Below are 21,251 nucleotides of genomic sequence, written 5' to 3' on the forward strand. Positions count from 1 at the left end.
TTGGTAAAGAATCAATTTATTAACACGAAATCGATTTCGTTTCTACACCGATTTCGTCGTTCAGTTTACAATGTATAACTTCACTGAAAACAAAAATAAATTTAAGATGAAAACCTTTCACAAATTATTAATAATTATCCTATTTGTTCATTATTCTTGTTCGGATGAAACCGTAATTCAAACTAATGAAGAAATCGGGAAAATAGATGTTAATGAAAATGTAGCTTCAAGAAGTAGTTTAAAACAAATTGGGACTGGTGTTATGATGCAGGCGTTTTATTGGGATGTTCCTGCAGGAGGAACTTGGTGGCAAGTTTTAGAAGGAAAAGTACAAGATTGGAGTAACGCTGGAATTGATGCGATTTGGTTACCACCAGTGTCAAAAGCACAAAATGGGGCTTTCTCCATGGGATATGATCCTTTTGATTATTATGATTTCGGACAGTATAATCAAATGGGAAGTACGGAAACAAGATTCGGCTCTAAAACCGAACTAGAAAGTTTGATTAGTGAAGCTCATAACGCACGATTAAGTGTTATTGCCGATATTGTTATTAATCATAACAGTGGTGGCGATCTAGAACCAAATCCATATACAGGAATACCTTATTATACGGATTTTAATCCTCTTTCAGGAAAGTTTTACAGAAGTAACTCAGATTTCCATCCAAATGGAACATGTAATAATGATTCGGGTGTGTTCGGTGGATTTCCAGATTTAAGTCATTGCCAACCTTATGTGCAAGATTGGTTATGGAAACGAGAAGAATCTGTTGCTAAATATTATAAAAATGTAATGGGATTTGATGGATGGAGATTTGATTATGTAAAAGGATTCGCACCTTGGGTTGTTAGAGAATGGAATAATTCAGTTGGAGGATTTTCAGTTGGAGAGTATTGGGATGGTAATGTTGGAACATTAGATTGGTGGACCGGTGAAGCCCAGGCTTCAGCTTTTGATTTTACATGTTATTACAGAATGCGTGATGCTTTTATGGGAAATAATTTAAATAGATTGAATGATGATATGCTATGGAAAAGAAATCCTTCAAAAGCAGTTACATTCGTTGCTAACCATGATACAGATGAAATTATTAACAATAAGCTGTTAGCTTATGCTTATATTTTAACTCATGAAGGATATCCTACTATTTTCTACAGAGATTACGAAGAATGGTTAAATAAAGAACGTTTGAATAATTTGATATGGATTCATAATAACCTAGCAGGAGGTTCAACTAATATCTTATACACGGATAATGACGAGTATGTGGCTAAAAGAAATGGTCATAATAATGCTGGATTAGTTGTGTATATTAATAGCTCAAATAATTGGCAAGAACGTTGGATAGAAACTAATTGGTCTAATACAAGAATTAAAGATTATACTGGTCATTCAAATTGGGAGCCGGTTACACAAGGTGGTAAATGGGTTAAGATTCAGGTTCCACCAAAGAGCTATTCTGTGTGGGCTCCTAAATAAAATTTCAACTAGTAGGAAAATAGATATTAATGTGTATATTTGCAGCCCAATAAAAAAAATAAAAATTTTATTTACAGTTGTTTAGCGATTTGTAGATAAGCAAATATAGAAGATACAATGGAAGGAGGTGCTAATACATGTTAATTATTCCGGTAAAAGAAGGTGAGAATATCGATAGAGCTTTAAAACGTTATAAGCGTAAATTCGATCGTACTAAGACCATGAGGAAGTTGCGTGCTCGTAAGCAATTTACTAAGCCATCTGTAGCAAAAAGAGCTCAAAAGATTAAAGCTTCTTATGTGCAAAGATTAAGGACGGAAGAGGAGGTAGGATAGGTCCTCGAAAATTCCAAAAATGAATATAGACAGCTCATACTCCATGTATGGGCTGTTTTTTTTAATATATTTATACCCTATGCATATTGAATCTTTTTTTGAATATTTAATACATGAAAGAAACTATTCTTTGAATACTGTAAAAGCTTACAGAACAGATTTAGAGGCATTGGCGAGTTTTTGCTCTAGTGTATACCAAATTGATTCAATTGATAAACTCGAATACAATATTATAAGAAGTTGGATTGTAAAACTTGTGGAGTCTAATGTTTCTAATAGAACAGTTAATAGAAAAGTTAGTTCTTTAAAAAGTTATTACAAATTTTTGCAAGAAATCGAAGTAATTTCGATGAACCCTTTGTCAAAACATAAATCTTTAAAGGTTAAAATAGAACCACAAACCCCTTTTAGTATGAAAGAAGTTAAAGAGGTTCTTATGAATTTAGAAGAAGGAAGTTTTGAAGCTCTCCGAGATAAAGTAATAATCGATTTCCTATTCTCCACTGGAATTAGACGCAGTGAGCTCACAAATTTGAGAGTAAAAGATGTAAATCTTAGTTCAGAAAGCGTTAAAGTATTAGGTAAAAGAAATAAAGAAAGGATAGTACCTTTATTGTCTGATACGATTCGAGTTGTAGAAAAGTATGTGTCTTTTCGAAATAAACTGAATCTTAATAATGAATTTTTATTGGTAACATCCAAAGGGAATAAAATATATGAAACACTTGTTTATCGGGTAATAAATTCTTACTTTAGTAAGGTCTCCTCAAAAGTAAAATGTAGTCCCCACATACTAAGACATACTTTTGCTACAGAATTACTCAACAAAGGAGCTGATTTAAATTCGGTTAAAGAATTGCTAGGACATTCAAGTTTAGCCTCAACCCAAGTTTATACTCACAATAACTTGGAACAATTAAAACAAGTGTTTAATAGGGCTCATCCTAGGAGCCAAAAAAAAGATTGAAAATTATGAAGGTATTCACACAATCTGTAAATTTCAAAGCTGACATTGATTTAGTAAAGTTTATTGAAAAAAAAGTCGGGAACTTAGATAAGTTTCACGACAAGATCGTAGATGCTGAAGTTTTTATGAAGGTTCAAAAAACAAGTGAAAAAGAAAATAAAATAACAGAAGTAAAAATAAATATTCCTGGAAACGAATTAATTGTTAAAAAGACGACAAAAACATTTGAGGAAGGGGTAAGTCTTGGGGTTGATTCTTTAAAAAGACAGTTACGAAAGTCTAAAGAGAAGCAAAGAGATGTTATAGTTTTATAAAACAAAAAAAAACCTAAAAAAGTTTTACATATTCGAAATAACTTTTTACATTTGCAGTCCGTTAGAAATAACGGATTGTTTTTTTATGGCAAAAGCCGATATAGCTCAGCTGGCTAGAGCAGCTGATTTGTAATCAGCAGGTCGTGGGTTCGAGTCCCTCTATCGGCTCAAAATAAAAGAAGTTCATTAAAATATTAAAGTTTCCAGGGGAGATTCCAGAGCGGCCAAATGGGACGGACTGTAACTCCGTTGTCTTTCGACTTCGCAGGTTCGAATCCTGCTCTCCCCACAAATTTTAAAGATTTAATTATTGCGGGAGTAGCTCAGTTGGTAGAGCGTCAGCCTTCCAAGCTGAATGTCGCCGGTTCGAACCCGGTCTCCCGCTCTAAATTATCCACGCCGGTGTAGCTCAGTTGGTAGAGCGCATCCTTGGTAGGGATGAGGTCACGGGTTCAAATCCCGTCATTGGCTCTTTTTTTAAAGAGTTTGTAAATAACACTAAATATATTTAACTAAGAATTAAAATTAATAATCATGGCAAAAGGAACTTACGATCGTTCGAAACCGCACTTAAACGTAGGTACAATCGGTCACGTAGATCACGGTAAAACTACATTAACTGCTGCTATTACAAAAGTATTAGCTGACGCAGGTTATTCTGAGCAGAGAGCTTTCGATCAAATCGATAACGCTCCAGAAGAGAAAGAAAGAGGTATTACAATTAACTCTTCTCACGTAGAATATGCAACTGCTAACCGTCACTATGCACACGTTGACTGTCCAGGTCACGCCGATTATGTAAAGAACATGGTAACTGGTGCTGCTCAAATGGATGGTGCTATTTTAGTAGTAGCTGCAACTGATGGTCCAATGCCACAAACTCGTGAACACATCTTATTAGGTCGTCAGGTAGGTATACCAAGAATCGTTGTATTCATGAATAAAGTGGATATGGTTGATGATGAGGAGTTATTAGAGTTAGTAGAGATGGAAGTGAGAGATTTATTATCTTTCTACGAGTATGATGGAGATAACAGTCCTGTAATCATGGGTTCTGCTTTAGGAGCTTTAAATGGAGAGCAAAAATGGGTAGATACAGTATTGTCTTTAATGGAGGCTGTAGATACTTGGATTGAGGAGCCACCAAGAGATACTGAAAAAGATTTCTTAATGCCAATTGAGGATGTGTTCTCTATTACTGGTCGTGGTACTGTTGCTACAGGTCGTATCGAAACTGGTATCATCAATTCTGGAGATCCTGTTGAGATTATCGGTATGGGTTCTGAGAAGTTAACTTCTACAGTAACTGGAATCGAGATGTTCCGTCAAATCTTAGATAGAGGTGAGGCTGGAGATAACGCTGGTATCTTATTAAGAGGTATTGATAAAACTGATATCAAGAGAGGTATGGTAATTACTAAGCCTGGATCAGTAACTCCACACGCTAAGTTCAAAGCTGAGGTGTATATCTTAAAGAAAGAAGAAGGTGGTCGTCACACTCCTTTCCATAATAACTACCGTCCACAGTTCTACGTACGTACAACTGACGTAACGGGTAACATTAACCTACCTGATGGTGTTGAAATGGTAATGCCTGGTGATAACTTAACTATTACAGTTGATTTAATTCAGCCAATCGCATTAAATATCGGTTTACAGTTCGCTATCCGTGAAGGGGGTAGAACAGTTGGAGCTGGTCAGGTAACTGAAATTTTAGACTAATTATATAGTTTATAAATAAAATTAGAGGTATCCCTCGGTTAGTAGGGATACCTTTCAATAAACGGGTTTAGCTCAGTTGGTAGAGCACTGGTCTCCAAAACCAGGTGTCGGGAGTTCGAGCCTCTCAACCCGTGCAAATTTTCTAGAAACAATGAATAACTTTGTACAATACATCAAAGACTCTTTCGAGGAGTTAAATACTAATATGACTTGGATATCTCGTGAAGAGGCTCAGAAGTCCACAGTGGTTGTAGCAGTTTTTACTATTATCTTCGCGTTAGCAGTAGCTGTAATAGATAAGGTTTTTCAAACAGGTTTAGATAACTTCTTCAATTTATTCTAAAACATGGCTGAGACGGTGATGAAATGGTATGTAGTGAGGGCTATTGGTGGTCAAGAGAATAAGGTTAAAACTTACATCGAGACAGAAATCGCTCGACATGGTCTTTCGGATTATGTTAATCAAGTAATTGTTCCTACGGAAAAGGTTGTTCAGATAAGAAATGGTAAAAAGATAAACAGAGAACGTGTTTATTTTCCTGGATACATTATGGTTGAGGCTAATTTGGCTGGTGAAGTTCCTCACGTAATAAAAGCGGTTACTGGTGTAATTGGTTTTTTAGGTGAGACTAAGGGAGGAGATCCTGTACCAATGAGAAAATCAGAAGTTAACCGTATGTTAGGTAAGGTGGATGAGCTTTCAGTAAATGAGGAAACAGTTGCAATTCCTTACACGGTTGGAGAAACTGTAAAGGTTGTTGATGGACCATTTAATGGTTTTGATGGTATCGTAGAGAAGGTAAATGAAGAGAAACGTAAGCTTGAAGTAATGGTTAAGATTTTCGGTAGAAAAACTCCATTAGAATTAAGTTACATGCAAGTAGAGAAAATATAACTGTTACATATATATTTTATGTGTGTTTGACGCTTCCAAAAAGTAAACACACTATTAAATCTTAAACAATGGCAAAAGAAGTAAGTAAATTAGTTAAACTACAAGTTAGGGGAGGTGCTGCGAATCCGTCGCCACCAGTTGGACCCGCTTTAGGTGCTGCCGGAGTTAACATCATGGAGTTCTGTAAACAGTTTAATGCTCGTACGCAGGACAAACAAGGTAAGGTTTTACCAGTTGTGATTACAGTATATACTGATAAATCATTTGAATTTGTTGTTAAAACACCTCCAGCTGCAGTGCAATTATTAGAAGCGGCCAAGATTAAGAAAGGTTCAGGAGAGCCTAATAGAAAGAAAGTAGCAAGTGTTACTTGGGATCAAGTTAGATCTATTGCAGAAGACAAGATGGTTGATATGAATGCCTTCGAAGTAGAATCTGCAATGAGAATGATCGCTGGTACTGCTCGTTCTATGGGATTAACAGTAACAGGTGATGCACCTGCATAAACTTAAAAGAGATTTATAATGGCAAGATTAACAAGAAAGCAAAAAGAAGCTCAGGCTAAGATTGACAGCTCTAAAGTTTATGACTTAAAAGAGGCATCAGCATTAATTAAAGAAATTACAAACGTTAAATTTGATGCGTCTGTTGATTTGGCTGTGCGTTTAGGAGTAGATCCTCGTAAAGCTAATCAGATGGTTCGTGGTGTTGTAACATTACCTCACGGAACTGGTAAAGATGTTAAAGTTTTAGCATTAGTTACTCCAGATAAAGAAGCAGAAGCTCAGGCAGCAGGTGCGGATTATGTTGGATTAGATGAATATCTTCAAAAAATAAAAGGAGGTTGGACTGATGTTGACGTTATTATAACAATGCCTAGTGTTATGGGTAAATTAGGTCCTTTAGGTCGTGTTTTAGGACCAAGAGGTTTAATGCCAAACCCTAAAACAGGTACAGTAACTATGGATGTTGCAAAAGCGGTAAAAGAAGTTAAAGCAGGTAAGATTGATTTCAAGGTCGACAAAACAGGAATCGTTCACGCTGCTATCGGTAAGGCGTCTTTTGATGCTGATAAGATTGCTGACAATGCAAACGAATTAGTTCAAACACTTATTAAATTAAAGCCAACAGCAGCAAAAGGAACATACATAAAGAGTATCTTTATCTCTTCAACTATGAGTCCTAGTGTTCCTGTAGATGTAAAATCTGTATCATAAGGCAGTTAAAATGTATCAATCATGACTAGAGAAGAAAAATCACAAGTAATACAAGATTTAACAGCACAATTAGCAGATACAAGTACAATCTATTTAGCAGATATTTCTGGTTTAGATGCGTTAACTACAACGAACCTACGTAGGGCTTGTTTTAAAGCTAACGTAAAATTGGCTGTTGTGAAGAATACATTGTTAGAGAAGGCAATGGAAGCTTCTGATAAAGACTTCGGAGAATTACCTGGAGTATTAAAAGGAAACACTTCTTTAATGATTGCTGAAGCTGGTAATGCTCCTGCAAAAGTAATTAAAGAATTTAGAAAGAAATCTGATAAACCTTTATTAAAAGGAGCTTATGTTGAAGAGTCAGTTTACGTTGGAGATGACCAATTAGATGCTCTTGTTAACATCAAATCAAGAGAAGAGCTTATTGGAGATATCATCGGATTATTACAATCACCAGCGAAGAGTGTTGTTTCTGCATTACAATCAGGTGGAGGTAAATTATCTGGTATCTTAAAGACGTTATCAGAGAAATAATTAAGCGCACTAATAAACTATAATAAAAAATTTAAAACAATTTAAAATGGCAGATTTAAAAGAATTCGCAGAACAATTAGTTAACTTAACAGTAAAAGAGGTTAATGAATTAGCTGATATTTTAAAAGATGAGTATGGTATTGAGCCTGCGGCAGCAGCAGTAGCAGTAGCTGGACCTGCTACTGGTGGAGGAGATGCAGTAGAAGAGAAGACAGAATTTGACGTTATCTTAAAAGCAGCAGGAGGTTCTAAATTAGCAGTTGTGAAATTAGTTAAGGAATTAACTGGTTTAGGATTAAAAGAAGCTAAAGGAATCGTAGATAGCGCTCCAGCACCAATTAAAGAAGGTGTTTCTAAAGATGAGGCTGAGGGTCTTAAAAAATCTTTAGAAGAAGCAGGAGCTGAAGTAGAGTTAAAGTAATATAACTCCCCACAAGAAAGTGGGATAACAAAATAAAGGTTTAGGTGCTAGAGCGTTTTGCTTTAGTCCTAAACCATTTTGTGTATATATTTGTTCTTATAAATTCACAATTGTTTTTGTGTTTTTTTAAACTTCTTTAAATTGATTATTAAAAATTTAAATTTTCAATTTAGAGTGGGTAAAATTGCAAGGAAAACTATAAAAGTTTTTTAATAAAATATTTTTAATTAAAAATAGATACTCTTTTGGCAACGATAAACACTACTGAAAGAATCAATTTCGCTTCATCACGTATTGGATCAGATTATCCGGATTTTCTGGATATCCAAATTAAGTCTTTCCAAGATTTTTTCCAATTACAAACAAAAGCTGAGGAGCGAGGTGAAGAGGGTTTGTATAAGACCTTCATGGATAATTTTCCAATTACTGATACTAGAAACCAATTCGTACTAGAATTTTTAGATTATTTTGTTGATCCACCTAGATATAGCATTCAAGAATGTATTGAAAGAGGATTAACATACAGTGTTCCATTAAAAGCAAGACTTAAGTTATACTGTACAGACCCTGAACATGAAGATTTTGAAACCATTGTTCAAGATGTGTATTTAGGTACGATTCCTTATATGTCTGGCTCAGGAACATTTATTATTAATGGTGCAGAGCGAGTTGTCGTATCACAATTACACCGTTCACCAGGAGTGTTTTTTGGGCAGTCTTTCCATGCAAATGGAACTAAATTATATTCTGCGAGAGTGATTCCGTTCAAGGGTTCATGGATTGAATTTGCAACAGATATTAATCAAGTAATGTATGCTTACATTGACAGAAAGAAGAAGTTACCTGTAACTACTTTATTCCGTGCGATAGGATTTGAAAGAGATAAGGATATACTTGAGATTTTTGATTTAGCTGAAGAGATTAAGGTTTCTAAGGCTGGGTTAAAAAAAGTATTAGGTAGAAAATTAGCTGCGAGAGTATTAAAGACATGGCATGAAGATTTCGTAGATGAAGATACTGGTGAAGTTGTATCTATCGAGCGTAACGAAATTATTTTTGATCGCGATACAATTTTAGAAAAGGAACATGTTGATGAGATTATAGAAAGCGGTGCTAAAACAATTTTACTTCACAAAGAAGATCACCAAATGGGTGATTATGCTATCATCCACAATACATTACAAAAAGATCCTACAAACTCAGAAAAAGAGGCTGTTGAACATATTTATCGTCAATTACGTAATGCTGAACCGCCAGATGAAGAGACTGCAAGAGGTATTATTGATAAATTATTCTTTTCAGAACAACGTTATAATTTAGGTGAAGTTGGTCGTTTTAGAATGAATACTAAACTTCAGTTAAATGAAGATATAGATCAGAAAGTATTGACGAAGAATGATATCATTACTATTGTTAAATACCTAATCGAGTTGATTAACTCAAAGGCGGAAGTGGATGATATTGATCACTTATCCAACCGTCGTGTACGAACTGTTGGAGAACAGCTAGCTGGCCAGTTTGGTGTAGGTTTAGCACGTATGGCCCGTACAATTCGAGAACGTATGAATGTTCGTGACAATGAGGTGTTCACTCCAATCGACTTGATTAACGCAAAGACGTTATCTTCGGTGATTAATTCATTCTTTGGAACCAACCAGTTATCTCAGTTTATGGATCAGACGAATCCATTAGCGGAGATTACACATAAACGTCGTTTATCAGCATTAGGTCCAGGTGGTTTATCAAGAGAAAGAGCAGGATTTGAGGTGCGTGATGTTCATTATACACATTACGGTCGTTTATGTCCAATCGAAACCCCAGAGGGACCAAACATTGGACTGATTTCTTCTTTAGCAGTTTATGCTAAAGTAAATAATATGGGATTCATCGAAACTCCGTACAAAAAGGTTGAAGAAGGTCAAGTTTTATCTGAGGAACCTGTTTATTTGAGTGCAGAGGAGGAAGAAGGAATGAAATTTGCTCAATCAAATATCGAGGTAAAAACAGATGGAACAATCGATAGAGAAAAGGTCATTGCTAGAGAAGAAGGAGATTTCCCTGTTGTAACGCCAAATGTAGTTAATTACATGGATGTTGCACCTAATCAGATCGCTTCAATTTCTGCATCACTAATCCCGTTTTTAGAACATGATGATGCCAACCGTGCATTAATGGGATCGAATATGATGCGTCAGGCAGTGCCATTATTAAGACCTGAATCGCCAATTGTAGGAACTGGATTGGAGCGCAGAGTAGCTAAAGATTCACGTATTTTAATAAACGCTGAAGGAGACGGAGTTGTAGAGTATGTTGATGCCAATATGATTACCATCAAGTATGATAGAACTGAAGAAGAGCGTTTAGTTAGTTTCGATCCGGATGATAAATCTTACAACTTAATTAAGTTTAGAAAAACAAATCAAGGAACTAATATCAACTTAAAGCCTATTGTTAGAAAAGGAGATAGAGTTGAAGAAGGTCAGGTTCTTTGTGAAGGATATGCAACACAACAAGGGGAGTTAGCTTTAGGTAGAAATATGAAAGTGGCCTTCATGCCTTGGAAAGGATATAACTTTGAGGATGCAATTGTAATTTCTGAAAAAGTTGTACGTGAAGATATATTTACTTCTATACATATTGATGAGTATTCTTTAGATGTTCGTGATACTAAATTAGGAGCTGAAGAATTAACAAATGATATTCCAAACGTTTCAGAAGAGGCTACTAAAGACTTAGATGAAAATGGAATGATTCGTATTGGAGCTGAAGTTAAACCTGGAGATATTTTAATTGGTAAGATCACACCAAAAGGTGAATCTGATCCAACTCCAGAAGAAAAATTATTAAGAGCAATCTTTGGAGACAAAGCTGGAGATGTAAAAGATGCGTCTTTAAAAGCGTCACCTTCATTAAAAGGTGTTGTAATTAACAAAAAATTATTTAGAAGAGCGGTTAAAGACAAAAATAAAAGAGCAAGAGATAAAGAAGCTGTGGCTACTTTAGAAGCATCGTTTGTATCTAAGTTTGAGGATTTAAAAGATCATCTAATAGACAAGTTATTCGGATTAGTAACAGGAAAGACCTCTCAAGGAATCCATAATGATTTGGGAGAAGAAGTTTTACCAAAAGGGAAGAAGTTCACTCAGAAAATGTTAAATTCAGTTGATGACTTTACCCATTTAAGTGGAACTTGGACTACCGATAAAGACTTGAATAAACTAGTTGGAGAGTTAATTCACAACTACAAAATTAAAGTTAACGACTTACAAGGTGTTTTACGTCGTGAGAAGTTCACTATTTCTGTAGGGGATGAATTACCAGCAGGTATTTTAAAGTTAGCTAAGATTTATATTGCTAAAAAGCGCAAGCTTAAAGTAGGAGATAAAATGGCAGGACGTCACGGTAACAAGGGTATTGTTGCAAGAATTGTTCGTCAAGAAGATATGCCATTCTTAGAAGATGGAACTCCAGTTGATATCGTGTTAAATCCACTAGGGGTACCATCGCGTATGAACATCGGTCAGATTTATGAAACTGTTCTTGGATGGGCAGGACAAAAATTAAATCAGAAGTATGCTACACCAATTTTTGATGGAGCGTCTTTAGATGAGATTAATAAATTAACGGATGAGGCAAGTATCCCAAGGTTCGGTCATACATACTTATATGATGGAGGAACCGGTGAGCGTTTTGATCAACCAGCAACCGTAGGTGTTATTTATATGATTAAGTTAGGACACATGATTGAAGATAAGATGCATGCTCGTTCTATTGGACCTTATTCATTGATTACACAGCAACCATTAGGAGGTAAAGCACAGTTTGGTGGTCAGCGTTTTGGAGAAATGGAAGTATGGGCACTTGAAGCCTATGGTGCGTCTAGTATTTTACGTGAAATCTTAACGATAAAATCAGATGATGTATTAGGTAGAGCGAAGGCCTACGAAAGCATTGTAAAAGGTGAATCAATGCCAGAACCTGGATTACCAGAATCATTTAATGTATTAATGCATGAACTGAAAGGTTTAGGATTGGACGTTAAGTTAGAAGAGTAAAAAAGATAATCAAGATTGATAATTTTTTGTCAATCTTGATTTCAGTGTTTATATAATTTTATAAGTTAAGCTACATTGCTTAAAGCATTTTGCAAATATTATGGCAAGAAAAAACGAAAAATACACTGTTAAGAAGTTTAACAAAATTTCAATTGGTTTAGCTTCTCCAGAGTCTATTTTAGAAGCATCTAGAGGAGAGGTTTTAAAACCAGAAACAATTAACTACCGTACGCACAAACCAGAGAGAGATGGACTATTCTGTGAAAGAATTTTTGGTCCTGTTAAAGATTATGAGTGTGCATGTGGTAAATACAAAAGAATTCGATATAAAGGGATTGTTTGTGATCGATGTGGTGTTGAAGTAACGGAGAAAAAAGTTCGTAGAGATAGAGTTGGTCATATTAATCTAGTAGTACCAGTTGCGCATATTTGGTATTTCAGATCATTACCTAACAAGATGGGATATTTATTAGGATTACCATCAAAAAAGTTAGATATGATCATCTATTATGAGCGTTACGTTGTGATCCAACCAGGTATCGCAAAAAATGCTGAAGGTGAACCATTACAAAAACTCGATTTCTTAACCGAGGAAGAGTACTTAGATATAGCTGATTCTTTACCACAGGATAATCAATATCTAGAAGATTCAGACCCGAATAAGTTTATTGCTAAAATGGGAGCTGAGTGTTTAATAGACTTATTAGCGCGTATCGATTTAGATGAGTTATCTTATCAATTAAGGCACAAAGCAAATACTGAAACGTCGAAGCAACGTAAGAATGAAGCGTTAAAAAGATTAAACGTAGTAGAAGCATTTAGAGAGTCTCAAAAAAATAGAGAAAATAACCCAGAGTGGATGATTATGAAGGTAGTTCCTGTCATTCCACCAGAATTACGTCCATTAGTTCCATTGGATGGAGGGCGCTTCGCTACTTCTGATTTAAATGATTTATATCGACGTGTAATTATTCGTAACAATCGTTTAAAGAGATTAATGGAGATTAAAGCTCCTGAAGTAATTTTGCGTAATGAAAAACGTATGTTACAAGAATCTGTAGATTCATTGTTTGATAACACACGTAAGTCATCAGCTGTAAAAACAGAATCTAACAGACCATTAAAGTCTTTATCTGATAGTTTAAAAGGTAAACAAGGGCGTTTCCGTCAAAACTTATTAGGTAAGCGTGTGGATTATTCCGCTCGTTCTGTAATTGTTGTTGGACCAGAATTAAAATTATATGAATGTGGATTGCCAAAAGATATGGCAGCTGAATTATATAAGCCTTTCGTAATTCGTAAGTTAATCGAAAGAGGTATTGTAAAGACGGTTAAATCTGCAAAGAAAATTATAGATAGAAAAGAGCCTGTAGTTTGGGATATTCTTGAAAATGTAATCAAAGGTCACCCAGTATTATTAAACCGTGCCCCTACGTTACACCGTTTAGGAATTCAAGCATTCCAACCTAAATTAATCGAAGGAAAGGCAATTCGTCTTCACCCATTAGTGTGTACGGCATTTAACGCCGATTTCGATGGGGATCAGATGGCGGTACATTTACCTTTAGGACCAGAGGCTATTTTAGAAGCACAACTTTTAATGTTGGCTTCACATAATATCTTAAACCCTGCGAACGGTGCGCCAATTACAGTACCATCTCAGGATATGGTATTAGGTCTTTACTACATGACAAAAGAGCGTAAGTCTACTCCAGAATTAGTGATCAAAGGAGAAGGTTTAACTTTCTACTCACCTGAAGAAGTGACAATTGCTTTCAATGAAGGTAAGGTAGACTTAAATGCTGGAATTAAAGTTCGTACTCAAGATGTTGAAAATGGAGAACGAATTACGAAGATTATTCAAACAACAGTAGGTAGAGTATTATTTAACGAAGTTGTTCCTGAAGCAGCTGGATATATCAATGAAGTATTAACGAAGAAATCGTTAAGAGGAATTATCGGTAATATCTTAAAAGTTACGGATATTCCAGCAGTTGGTAGATTCTTAGATGCTATTAAAGGAATGGGATATAAGTTTGCTTTCCAAGGAGGTTTGTCATTCTCATTAGGAGATATTATTATTCCTGAAGAAAAGCATACAATGATTGCTGAAGCTAATAAAGAAGTTGATGGCATCGTTATGAACTATAACATGGGTATGTTAACTCAAAAAGAACGTTATAATCAGGTAATTGATGTTTGGGGTTCTACGAACAACAGATTAACAGAATTATCTATGAAGCGTTTACGTGAGGATCAACAAGGATTTAACTCTGTATTTATGATGTTAGATTCTGGAGCCCGTGGATCGAAAGAACAGATTCGTCAGTTAACTGGTATGCGTGGATTAATGGCAAAGCCTAAAAAATCTACAGCTGGTGGTGGAGAGATTATTGAAAACCCGATTCTTTCTAACTTTAAAGAAGGTCTTTCAATTTTAGAATACTTTATTTCTACGCACGGTGCGCGTAAAGGATTAGCTGATACCGCATTAAAAACCGCCGATGCTGGTTACCTAACTCGTCGTTTAGTAGATGTATCTCAAGATGTTATTGTTAATGAAGAGGATTGTGGTACGTTAAGAGGGTTAGAAATTACTCCATTAAAGAAAAATGATGAAATCGTTGAATCTTTAGCAGATAGAATTGAAGGTAGAGTTTCATTACACGATGTATATCACCCAACTTCTGATGAAGTATTAGTTAAAGCTGGAGAATTAATTACTTACGCTTTAGCTTCTAAAGTACAGGAATCAGGAATTGATAGAGTGGAGGTTCGTTCTCCATTAACTTGTGAGTCTAAACGAGGTATTTGTGCTCAATGTTATGGTAAGAGTTTATCTACTGCCAAAAAGGTTCAAAGAGGTGAAGCTGTTGGTGTAATTGCTGCACAATCTATTGGAGAGCCTGGTACCCAGTTAACATTACGTACATTCCACGTTGGAGGGGTTGCAGGAAACATTTCAGAAGACAATAAGTTAATCGCTAAGTTTGATGGTAATGTTAAGATTGAAGATTTAAGAACTGTTCGCGGTAAAGATACTAACGGAGAAGAAGTTGATATTGTAATTTCTCGAACTGCTGAAATCAAAGTATTAGATAAGAAAACTGGAATTACTTTAAGTACGAACAACATTCCTTACGGATCGATTATTTTTGAAAAAGATAGAAAATCGATTAAGAAAGGTGACGCTGTATGTCAGTGGGATCCATTCAATGGAGTGATTGTTTCAGAGTTTGGAGGAAAAGTTAAGTTTGACAATTTAGAACAAGGTATTAACTACTCTGTTGAAGTTGATGAACAAACAGGTTTCCAAGAAAAAGTAATTACTGATTCTAAGAATAAAAAAATCATTCCATCTTTAATTATTGAAGATGCTGATGGTAACGCCTTACGTTCATACAGTTTACCAGTAGGTGCTCACTTAATGATAGACAATGGCGACAAAGTAGATGAAGGTCAAACCTTAGTTAAGATTCCTCGTAAGTCTGGAAAGGCTGGGGATATTACGGGAGGTTTACCTCGTGTAACGGAATTATTCGAAGCACGTAATCCTTCTAACCCTGCGGTTGTTGCTGAAATTGATGGTGTTGTTTCTTTCGGAAAAATTAAGCGTGGTAACCGTGAAATTATCGTAGAATCAAAAACTGGAGATGTTAAGAAATACTTAGTGAAGTTGTCGAACCAGATCCTAGTTCAAGAGAATGATTTTATCAAAGCAGGTATGCCATTATCAGACGGAGCTACAACTCCTGCTGATATCTTAAGAATTAAAGGGCCTTCTGCTGTACAAGAGTATTTAGTAAATGAAATTCAAGAAGTTTACCGTTTACAAGGAGTGAAAATTAACGATAAGCACTTTGAGGTGGTCGTACGTCAAATGATGCGTAAGGTTAAGATTATTGACTCAGGAGATACATTATTCTTAGAAAATCAATTAGCTCATAAGAATGATTTCATCGAAGAAAACGACAAGATCTACGGAATGAAAGTAGTTGAAAATGCTGGAGATTCTGAAAACTTAAGAGAAGGTCAGTTAGTTACTTCTCGTCAGTTAAGAGATGAAAATTCAATTTTACGTAGACAAGATAAAGAGTTAGTAGTAGCAAGAGATGCACAACCTGCGACAGCAGAGCAAGTATTACAAGGTATTACTAGAGCATCTTTACAAACGAAGTCATTTATCTCTGCAGCTTCTTTCCAGGAAACTACGAAAGTATTAAACGAGGCAGCCGTTAATGGTAAGATTGACACTCTTGAAGGATTAAAAGAAAATGTAATTGTAGGTAAGCGTATACCAGCTGGAACTGGTCTTAGAACTTACGAGAACATCATCGTTGGTCCAAAAGAAGAGATAGAAAAAAGTTTATAATATTCAATTTAAAAAGACCTCAAATCGAGGTCTTTTTAGTTTATAATATATTGAAATGGAAGAAAATAAAGACCCACAAATAAATATTGAATTAGATCAAGATGTTGCAGAAGGAACATATTCTAATTTAGCAATTATCAATCACTCTGTTTCGGAGTTTATAGTTGATTTTATTAATATAATGCCTGGTGTACCTAAGGCTAAAGTAAAATCAAGAATTATTTTAACGCCACAACATGCGAAACGTTTAACAAAAGCTTTAGCCGATAATGTTAGAAAATTTGAGCAAGTGCATGGAGAAATTAAAGATTACGACCAACCACCAATTCCAATGAATTTTGGCGGCACAACAGGTGAAGCTTAAAAATTACAAACCGAAACAAATTTGTTTCGGTTTTTTATTTATCTATTTTTATCAACCAAATATAAATCAATAATGAAATTTACAAACATAATTAAGCAGGTTGCTTTATCATTGTTATTAATGAATACAGCTTGTAAAACTGATCAGAAAGATGTACTACTGAGTGCCGAGGAAATTCAAAGGGAATCGGCGAAAGTAAATGCCTTTTTTGAAAAGCAATTTCAACAGTCATTAGACTCGAAGCCTATGTATCAAACATATTTAGGAATTAAAAAAGATGCCGATAAATGGGACGATTTGTCTGATGCTTTTTTGGATAAAGAACTAGCTTTAACGAAAGAGGCGCTAAATTGGATTAATGATTCAGTCAATATCCAAGCTTTAGATAAGAGTACAAAGCTAAGTTACGATTTGTTCAAACAAAACTTAGAGAACACAATTGCTGATGATACATACAGATTGTACACTTACCCTGTAAATCAAATGCATGGAGCTCAGGCTGAAATTCCTGCATTTTTAATTAACATGCATCAAATTTCTGATAAGAAGGATGCTGAAAATTATATCAGTAGATTGAAAGGAATCAAACCCATGTTTGAGGAATTATCAGAAAATCTAAAGAAAAGACAAAAAGCTGGAATTATGATTCCTAAGTTCGTTTTTGCAAAAGTTTTAGAGGATTCTAGAAATTTGATTAAAGGTCAACCATTTGATACATCAAACAAAAAAAGTACGTTGCTAAATGATTTTAAATCGAAAATATCAAAATTAGAAATTAGTGAAGACGGGAAAAATCAATTAATTGACTCTGCTAAAAAAGCTTTAAAAAATCATGTTTTAGCAGGTTATACAACTTTAATTAACACCTTAGAGGAACAAGAAAAAGTTGCTTCAACTGATGATGGTGCTTGGAAATTTGCAAATGGTGAAGCGTTTTATAATAATGCGTTACAAAGAACAACAACTACTAATTTAACTGCAGAAGAAATACATAAGATAGGTTTAGCTGAAGTTGAAAGAATTCATGGTGACATGAAAGAAATCATGAATAAAGTTGATTTTAAAGGTTCTCTACAAGAGTTTTTTCAATTTATGAAAACTGATAAGCAATTCTATTTTGGGGCAACTGAAGAAGGTAGAAAGGAATATATGGATAAAGCCGCTGAGATTATTAATACAATGAAGGGTCGTTTAGATGAATTGTTTATCACCAAACCCAAAGCTGATTTACAGGTAAAAGCTGTAGAAGCGTTTAGAGAAAAGTCTGCAGGAAAAGCGTTTTACCAACAACCTGCTATAGACGGATCCAGACCAGGAACTTATTATGCAAATATGTATGACATGGCTAGTATGCCTTCTTATCAAATGGAAGCATTAGCATATCATGAAGGAATTCCTGGGCATCATATGCAAATTGCAATTGCTCAAGAATTAAAGGATATACCGATGTTTAGAAAATTTGGTCGTTATACAGCATATGTTGAAGGTTGGGGATTATACTCAGAGTTTATTCCTAAAGAAATGGGGTTCTATTCTGATCCATATTCTGATTTTGGAAGATTAGCAATGGAATTGTGGAGAGCATGTCGTTTAGTTGTAGATACTGGAATTCACGCTAATAAATGGACAAGAGAAGAAGGAATTAAATACTACACCGACAACACACCAAATGCCGAAGCCGACGCTATTAAAATGGTTGAGCGCCATATTGTGATGCCAGGTCAAGCAACAGCTTACAAAATTGGAATGATTAAAATTATTGAACTACGAGAAAAGGCTAAAAAAGTCTTAGGTGAAAAGTTTGATATTAGAAAATTTCATGATGTTGTTTTAACAAATGGGCCTTTACCATTGGATATACTAGAGAATTTAGTTGATGAGTATATTGCTTCTATGAGTTAGAAACCGCTAAATTGATGATTAGAGCGCAATCCCTTTAATGTAAATAAGAATTATACTGAAACGACTAATGATTTTAGCTTTATATTAGGTAGTTTTGATTTTTTTTATGGCAAGTTCCTTTCTAGGATTGTATGTTAGGACTTTAAGTCGCATAGTTTATAAATATTTTGCTTTTGAGGTGTCATCCGGTAAAATAATTAGAAGAATTATTAATCATAACAGCTGGTTTGAAGGTTAGATTGATACAAAGGTTTAAATTGATCATAAAATTAAAATTATGAAATTATTGGTATATCCTTTATTTATATATTTAATCTATTATAGGTTTAAAAATTATAGATCTTCTTTTAACGATCATAGTTATAAGATTAATTTAAATGAACAATATTTTCTATTGATAGATAGAAATTTTCTTTCTCATTTCATTGGTAATATAGGATTGTTATATGGTTATGATGCTTTGAACGTTTTCGGGATTACATTGGGTCTCATACTTTTTATTTCCGAATTTAAGTTAATTTCTAAAGTATTTTTTTAACGCTAATGAATCAATAACTTATGATGATAATGGTAATATGATATCCGATGCTAATAAGCAGATAACAAGTGTTTTATATAATCACTTGAATATGCCAACAGAGATTAAGTTTAATAACTCGAATACTAAAAAGATTAATTATACTTATGATGCTACTGGTGTAAAGCTTAGAAAGACAACAAATAATAACGGAGCAATTACAACTACAGATTATGCAGGAAGTTTTGTTTATGAAAACAATACATTTAAACAGCTTAGTCAACCTGAAGGTTATGTAAGATATAGTAGTTCAAGTGGATTTGATTATGTGTATCAATATAGAGACATATGGAGAAATACTAGAATTACGTATTCAGATGTCAATAAAGATGGTGTAATTACTCCAAGTACTGAAATCTTACGAGAGCAGAATTATTATCCTTTTGGTTTAGAGCATCGAGGATATAACACCAATATTATAGGTGTTAAGAATAATTTAAAGCAATATCAAGGTCAAGAATTTACAGAGGATTTAGATTTAAACACTCATGAATGGAGATATAGGGTTTCTGACCCAGCAATTGGAAGGTTTTGGCAAATAGATCCATTGGCGGAAAAATATACTTATAATTCTGTATACGCTTTTCAAGAAAACAAATTAGGTTCTGGAATTGAATTAGAAGGTTTAGAGAACCTTACTTGGGAACAGCAGCAATCCCTTACTTGGGAACAGCAGCAATACCTTCAAATGAGTAAAGAAGGTCAAGGACTTTTGGCTTCTATAGGTTCGTATGTGGATAAATTTTTTGCTAGTTTTACAGTTACAACTACAGAAGAAACAGGTAGTAAAGAGACACCAGTTACTATTACTAATGTTGAAACAACCACTGTTTCACCTAATTTAGAGGACTTTTTTATGAATGGTATGAGACCTAGTTCTGATGGTACAATAATTGTTACAAACACCCCTATGGTAAAAGTAGATAAGTCTTCAACTAAAACAGTTAGTACCAAAGTGGTCAAAGAAGAAGTAAAGTTAAAAGGACCAGCGAAAGCTACGGGTGATGTTAAAGTTTCAACAAATTTAGAAACAGGAGAAACTTCCGTAACTGGAAAAGTAAGCTTAGTTGTAAGCGCGGGAGATAATAAAGCGGGTTTATTTGCGTCTACTAAAAGCTCTTCTAATGGCAGTGTTAATGTAAAAGGTGGTGTAGAAGCGAGTGTTAAGGTTGATAAAAAAACTACTTTAGGTTTTACACTTGGTATATCTCATACCGTTTTAGAAAATGAATAGTTATTTAATAATTTAATCAATAAAGACCTTTATATAAAGGTCTTTATTGATTTTTAATAGACTAATTATTGCTACTGATATCATATTTATCTTTTAATATTAATAAAAAGATGAATAGTAAAATTAAAGAATAGGGCTGGAATTTTATTCCAAGAATGTTAATACTTAGAATAGAGGGGGTAAAAGCAATTAATCCAAGAGTTCCAAGAATCAATATACCTCCCATAATATATTCATAAACTTTTCTACTAAAAAATAAGCTTACTAATGAAATTAAGATTAAAAAAAAGCCCAAATAGTGAGGTAAGGTAAAAATAACATTTGATGTTAATACTTTTATTACAGAGTATAATATTGTTGCTATGATGATAATTAATGGTATAAACTCTTTGAGGTTTTTTATTTTCATTTTGTCTTTAATATTAATGGAACAAATTACTTTAGGATAGCTTGTGTTTTGTGATTTTTATTTATAAGCTTGTTGTGTTTTGTAATCTCTAATAACAGAATCAATAATAGAAAATAAGTGAGTTTTAAACTCACTAGACATCTCTTCAATAGCTTGTAAACGTTGTAATGTTTTTTTATCGAAAGAAGCATTTATACCTTCGCCAACTAAGTAATCAAGCGATACACCAAAAGCATCAGCAATTTTTTTAGCAGCATCTACAGACGGAATTGCAATCCCTCTTTCATACTTACTAATCATCTCACGAGAAACTTTACTCTCGTTCGCTAAATCTGTTTGCGACCAACTTTTTTCTTTTCTAAGGTTAGCTATAATTACTGCTATTTTATCCACTATAAGCCTGTTTTGCGTACAATAATACTGTAAAAGCACAAATATATGTAATTA

The 21,251-nt window shown here is 34.4% G+C and carries 17 protein-coding genes and 5 tRNA genes; 21 read left to right on the forward strand and 1 reads right to left on the reverse strand.

Features of this window, described 5'->3' with window-relative positions:
- The first annotated feature begins 106 nt into the window (after nt 1–106).
- The 21 genes from BTO06_RS03440 (at nt 107) to BTO06_RS03540 (ending at nt 20,395) form a co-directional block, all read left to right on the forward strand.
- Nucleotides 107–1,483 carry an alpha-amylase gene (locus tag BTO06_RS03440; RefSeq protein WP_100926698.1) on the forward strand — a complete coding sequence of 459 codons (1,377 nt, stop codon included), beginning with the start codon at nt 107–109 and terminating at the stop codon, nt 1,481–1,483.
- Between the two features lie 137 nt (nt 1,484–1,620).
- Nucleotides 1,621–1,818, forward strand: a complete 198-nt coding sequence (rpsU, locus tag BTO06_RS03445; RefSeq protein WP_100923980.1) for a 30S ribosomal protein S21 — start codon at nt 1,621–1,623, stop codon at nt 1,816–1,818.
- A gap of 79 nt (nt 1,819–1,897) precedes the next feature.
- Nucleotides 1,898–2,785, forward strand: a complete 888-nt coding sequence (locus BTO06_RS03450) for a tyrosine-type recombinase/integrase (RefSeq protein WP_100923981.1) — start codon at nt 1,898–1,900, stop codon at nt 2,783–2,785.
- A gap of 5 nt (nt 2,786–2,790) precedes the next feature.
- Nucleotides 2,791–3,099 (forward strand): HPF/RaiA family ribosome-associated protein, encoded by a 309-nt coding sequence (locus tag BTO06_RS03455; protein WP_100926699.1) that lies wholly within the window; start codon nt 2,791–2,793, stop codon nt 3,097–3,099.
- 94 nt (nt 3,100–3,193) lie between these two features.
- Nucleotides 3,194–3,267, forward strand: a tRNA-Thr gene (locus tag BTO06_RS03460).
- Between the two features lie 38 nt (nt 3,268–3,305).
- Nucleotides 3,306–3,388, forward strand: a tRNA-Tyr gene (locus BTO06_RS03465).
- A 23-nt stretch (nt 3,389–3,411) separates the two neighbouring features.
- A tRNA-Gly gene (locus BTO06_RS03470) sits at nt 3,412–3,484 on the forward strand.
- Nucleotides 3,485–3,497: 13 nt separating this feature from the next.
- Nucleotides 3,498–3,570: transfer RNA gene (locus BTO06_RS03475), tRNA-Thr, on the forward strand.
- Between the two features lie 63 nt (nt 3,571–3,633).
- Nucleotides 3,634–4,821, forward strand: coding sequence for an elongation factor Tu (gene tuf / locus BTO06_RS03480; RefSeq protein ID WP_100923982.1), 1,188 nt, complete (start codon nt 3,634–3,636; stop codon nt 4,819–4,821).
- A 61-nt stretch (nt 4,822–4,882) separates the two neighbouring features.
- Nucleotides 4,883–4,955 (forward strand) — tRNA-Trp (locus BTO06_RS03485).
- A gap of 17 nt (nt 4,956–4,972) precedes the next feature.
- Nucleotides 4,973–5,164 (forward strand): preprotein translocase subunit SecE, encoded by a 192-nt coding sequence (gene secE, locus BTO06_RS03490; RefSeq protein WP_100923983.1) that lies wholly within the window; start codon nt 4,973–4,975, stop codon nt 5,162–5,164.
- Between the two features lie 3 nt (nt 5,165–5,167).
- On the forward strand, nt 5,168–5,716 hold the full coding sequence (gene nusG / locus BTO06_RS03495; RefSeq protein ID WP_100923984.1) for a transcription termination/antitermination protein NusG: 549 nt from the start codon (nt 5,168–5,170) through the stop codon (nt 5,714–5,716).
- Between the two features lie 68 nt (nt 5,717–5,784).
- Entirely contained in the window at nt 5,785–6,222 is a 438-nt protein-coding gene (rplK, locus tag BTO06_RS03500; protein ID WP_100923985.1) for a 50S ribosomal protein L11, read from the forward strand.
- An 18-nt stretch (nt 6,223–6,240) separates the two neighbouring features.
- On the forward strand, nt 6,241–6,933 hold the full coding sequence (gene rplA, locus BTO06_RS03505) for a 50S ribosomal protein L1 (protein ID WP_100923986.1): 693 nt from the start codon (nt 6,241–6,243) through the stop codon (nt 6,931–6,933).
- A gap of 21 nt (nt 6,934–6,954) precedes the next feature.
- Nucleotides 6,955–7,470 (forward strand): 50S ribosomal protein L10, encoded by a 516-nt coding sequence (gene rplJ, locus BTO06_RS03510; protein ID WP_100923987.1) that lies wholly within the window; start codon nt 6,955–6,957, stop codon nt 7,468–7,470.
- A 46-nt stretch (nt 7,471–7,516) separates the two neighbouring features.
- Nucleotides 7,517–7,891 carry a 50S ribosomal protein L7/L12 gene (rplL, locus tag BTO06_RS03515; protein WP_100923988.1) on the forward strand — a complete coding sequence of 125 codons (375 nt, stop codon included), beginning with the start codon at nt 7,517–7,519 and terminating at the stop codon, nt 7,889–7,891.
- 245 nt (nt 7,892–8,136) lie between these two features.
- Nucleotides 8,137–11,946 (forward strand): DNA-directed RNA polymerase subunit beta, encoded by a 3,810-nt coding sequence (gene rpoB, locus BTO06_RS03520; RefSeq protein WP_100923989.1) that lies wholly within the window; start codon nt 8,137–8,139, stop codon nt 11,944–11,946.
- Between the two features lie 100 nt (nt 11,947–12,046).
- A complete protein-coding gene (rpoC, locus tag BTO06_RS03525) occupies nt 12,047–16,318 on the forward strand; it encodes a DNA-directed RNA polymerase subunit beta' (RefSeq protein WP_100923990.1) in 4,272 nt (1,423 codons plus the stop codon).
- A 55-nt stretch (nt 16,319–16,373) separates the two neighbouring features.
- Entirely contained in the window at nt 16,374–16,682 is a 309-nt protein-coding gene (locus tag BTO06_RS03530; RefSeq protein WP_443081486.1) for a DUF3467 domain-containing protein, read from the forward strand.
- A gap of 72 nt (nt 16,683–16,754) precedes the next feature.
- Nucleotides 16,755–18,584 (forward strand): DUF885 domain-containing protein, encoded by a 1,830-nt coding sequence (locus BTO06_RS03535; RefSeq protein WP_100923992.1) that lies wholly within the window; start codon nt 16,755–16,757, stop codon nt 18,582–18,584.
- Nucleotides 18,585–19,213: 629 nt separating this feature from the next.
- Nucleotides 19,214–20,395, forward strand: coding sequence for an RHS repeat-associated core domain-containing protein (locus BTO06_RS03540; protein ID WP_100923993.1), 1,182 nt, complete (start codon nt 19,214–19,216; stop codon nt 20,393–20,395).
- Nucleotides 20,396–20,861: 466 nt separating this feature from the next.
- Here the strand turns inward: BTO06_RS03540 and BTO06_RS03550 are convergent, their stop codons facing one another.
- Nucleotides 20,862–21,197 carry a helix-turn-helix domain-containing protein gene (locus tag BTO06_RS03550; protein WP_198517101.1) on the reverse strand — a complete coding sequence of 112 codons (336 nt, stop codon included), beginning with the start codon at nt 21,195–21,197 and terminating at the stop codon, nt 20,862–20,864.
- Nucleotides 21,198–21,251 lie beyond the last annotated feature (54 nt).

The sequence above is a fragment of the Tenacibaculum sp. SZ-18 genome (assembly GCF_002813915.1).
Taxonomy (GTDB): Bacteria; Bacteroidota; Bacteroidia; order Flavobacteriales; family Flavobacteriaceae; genus Polaribacter.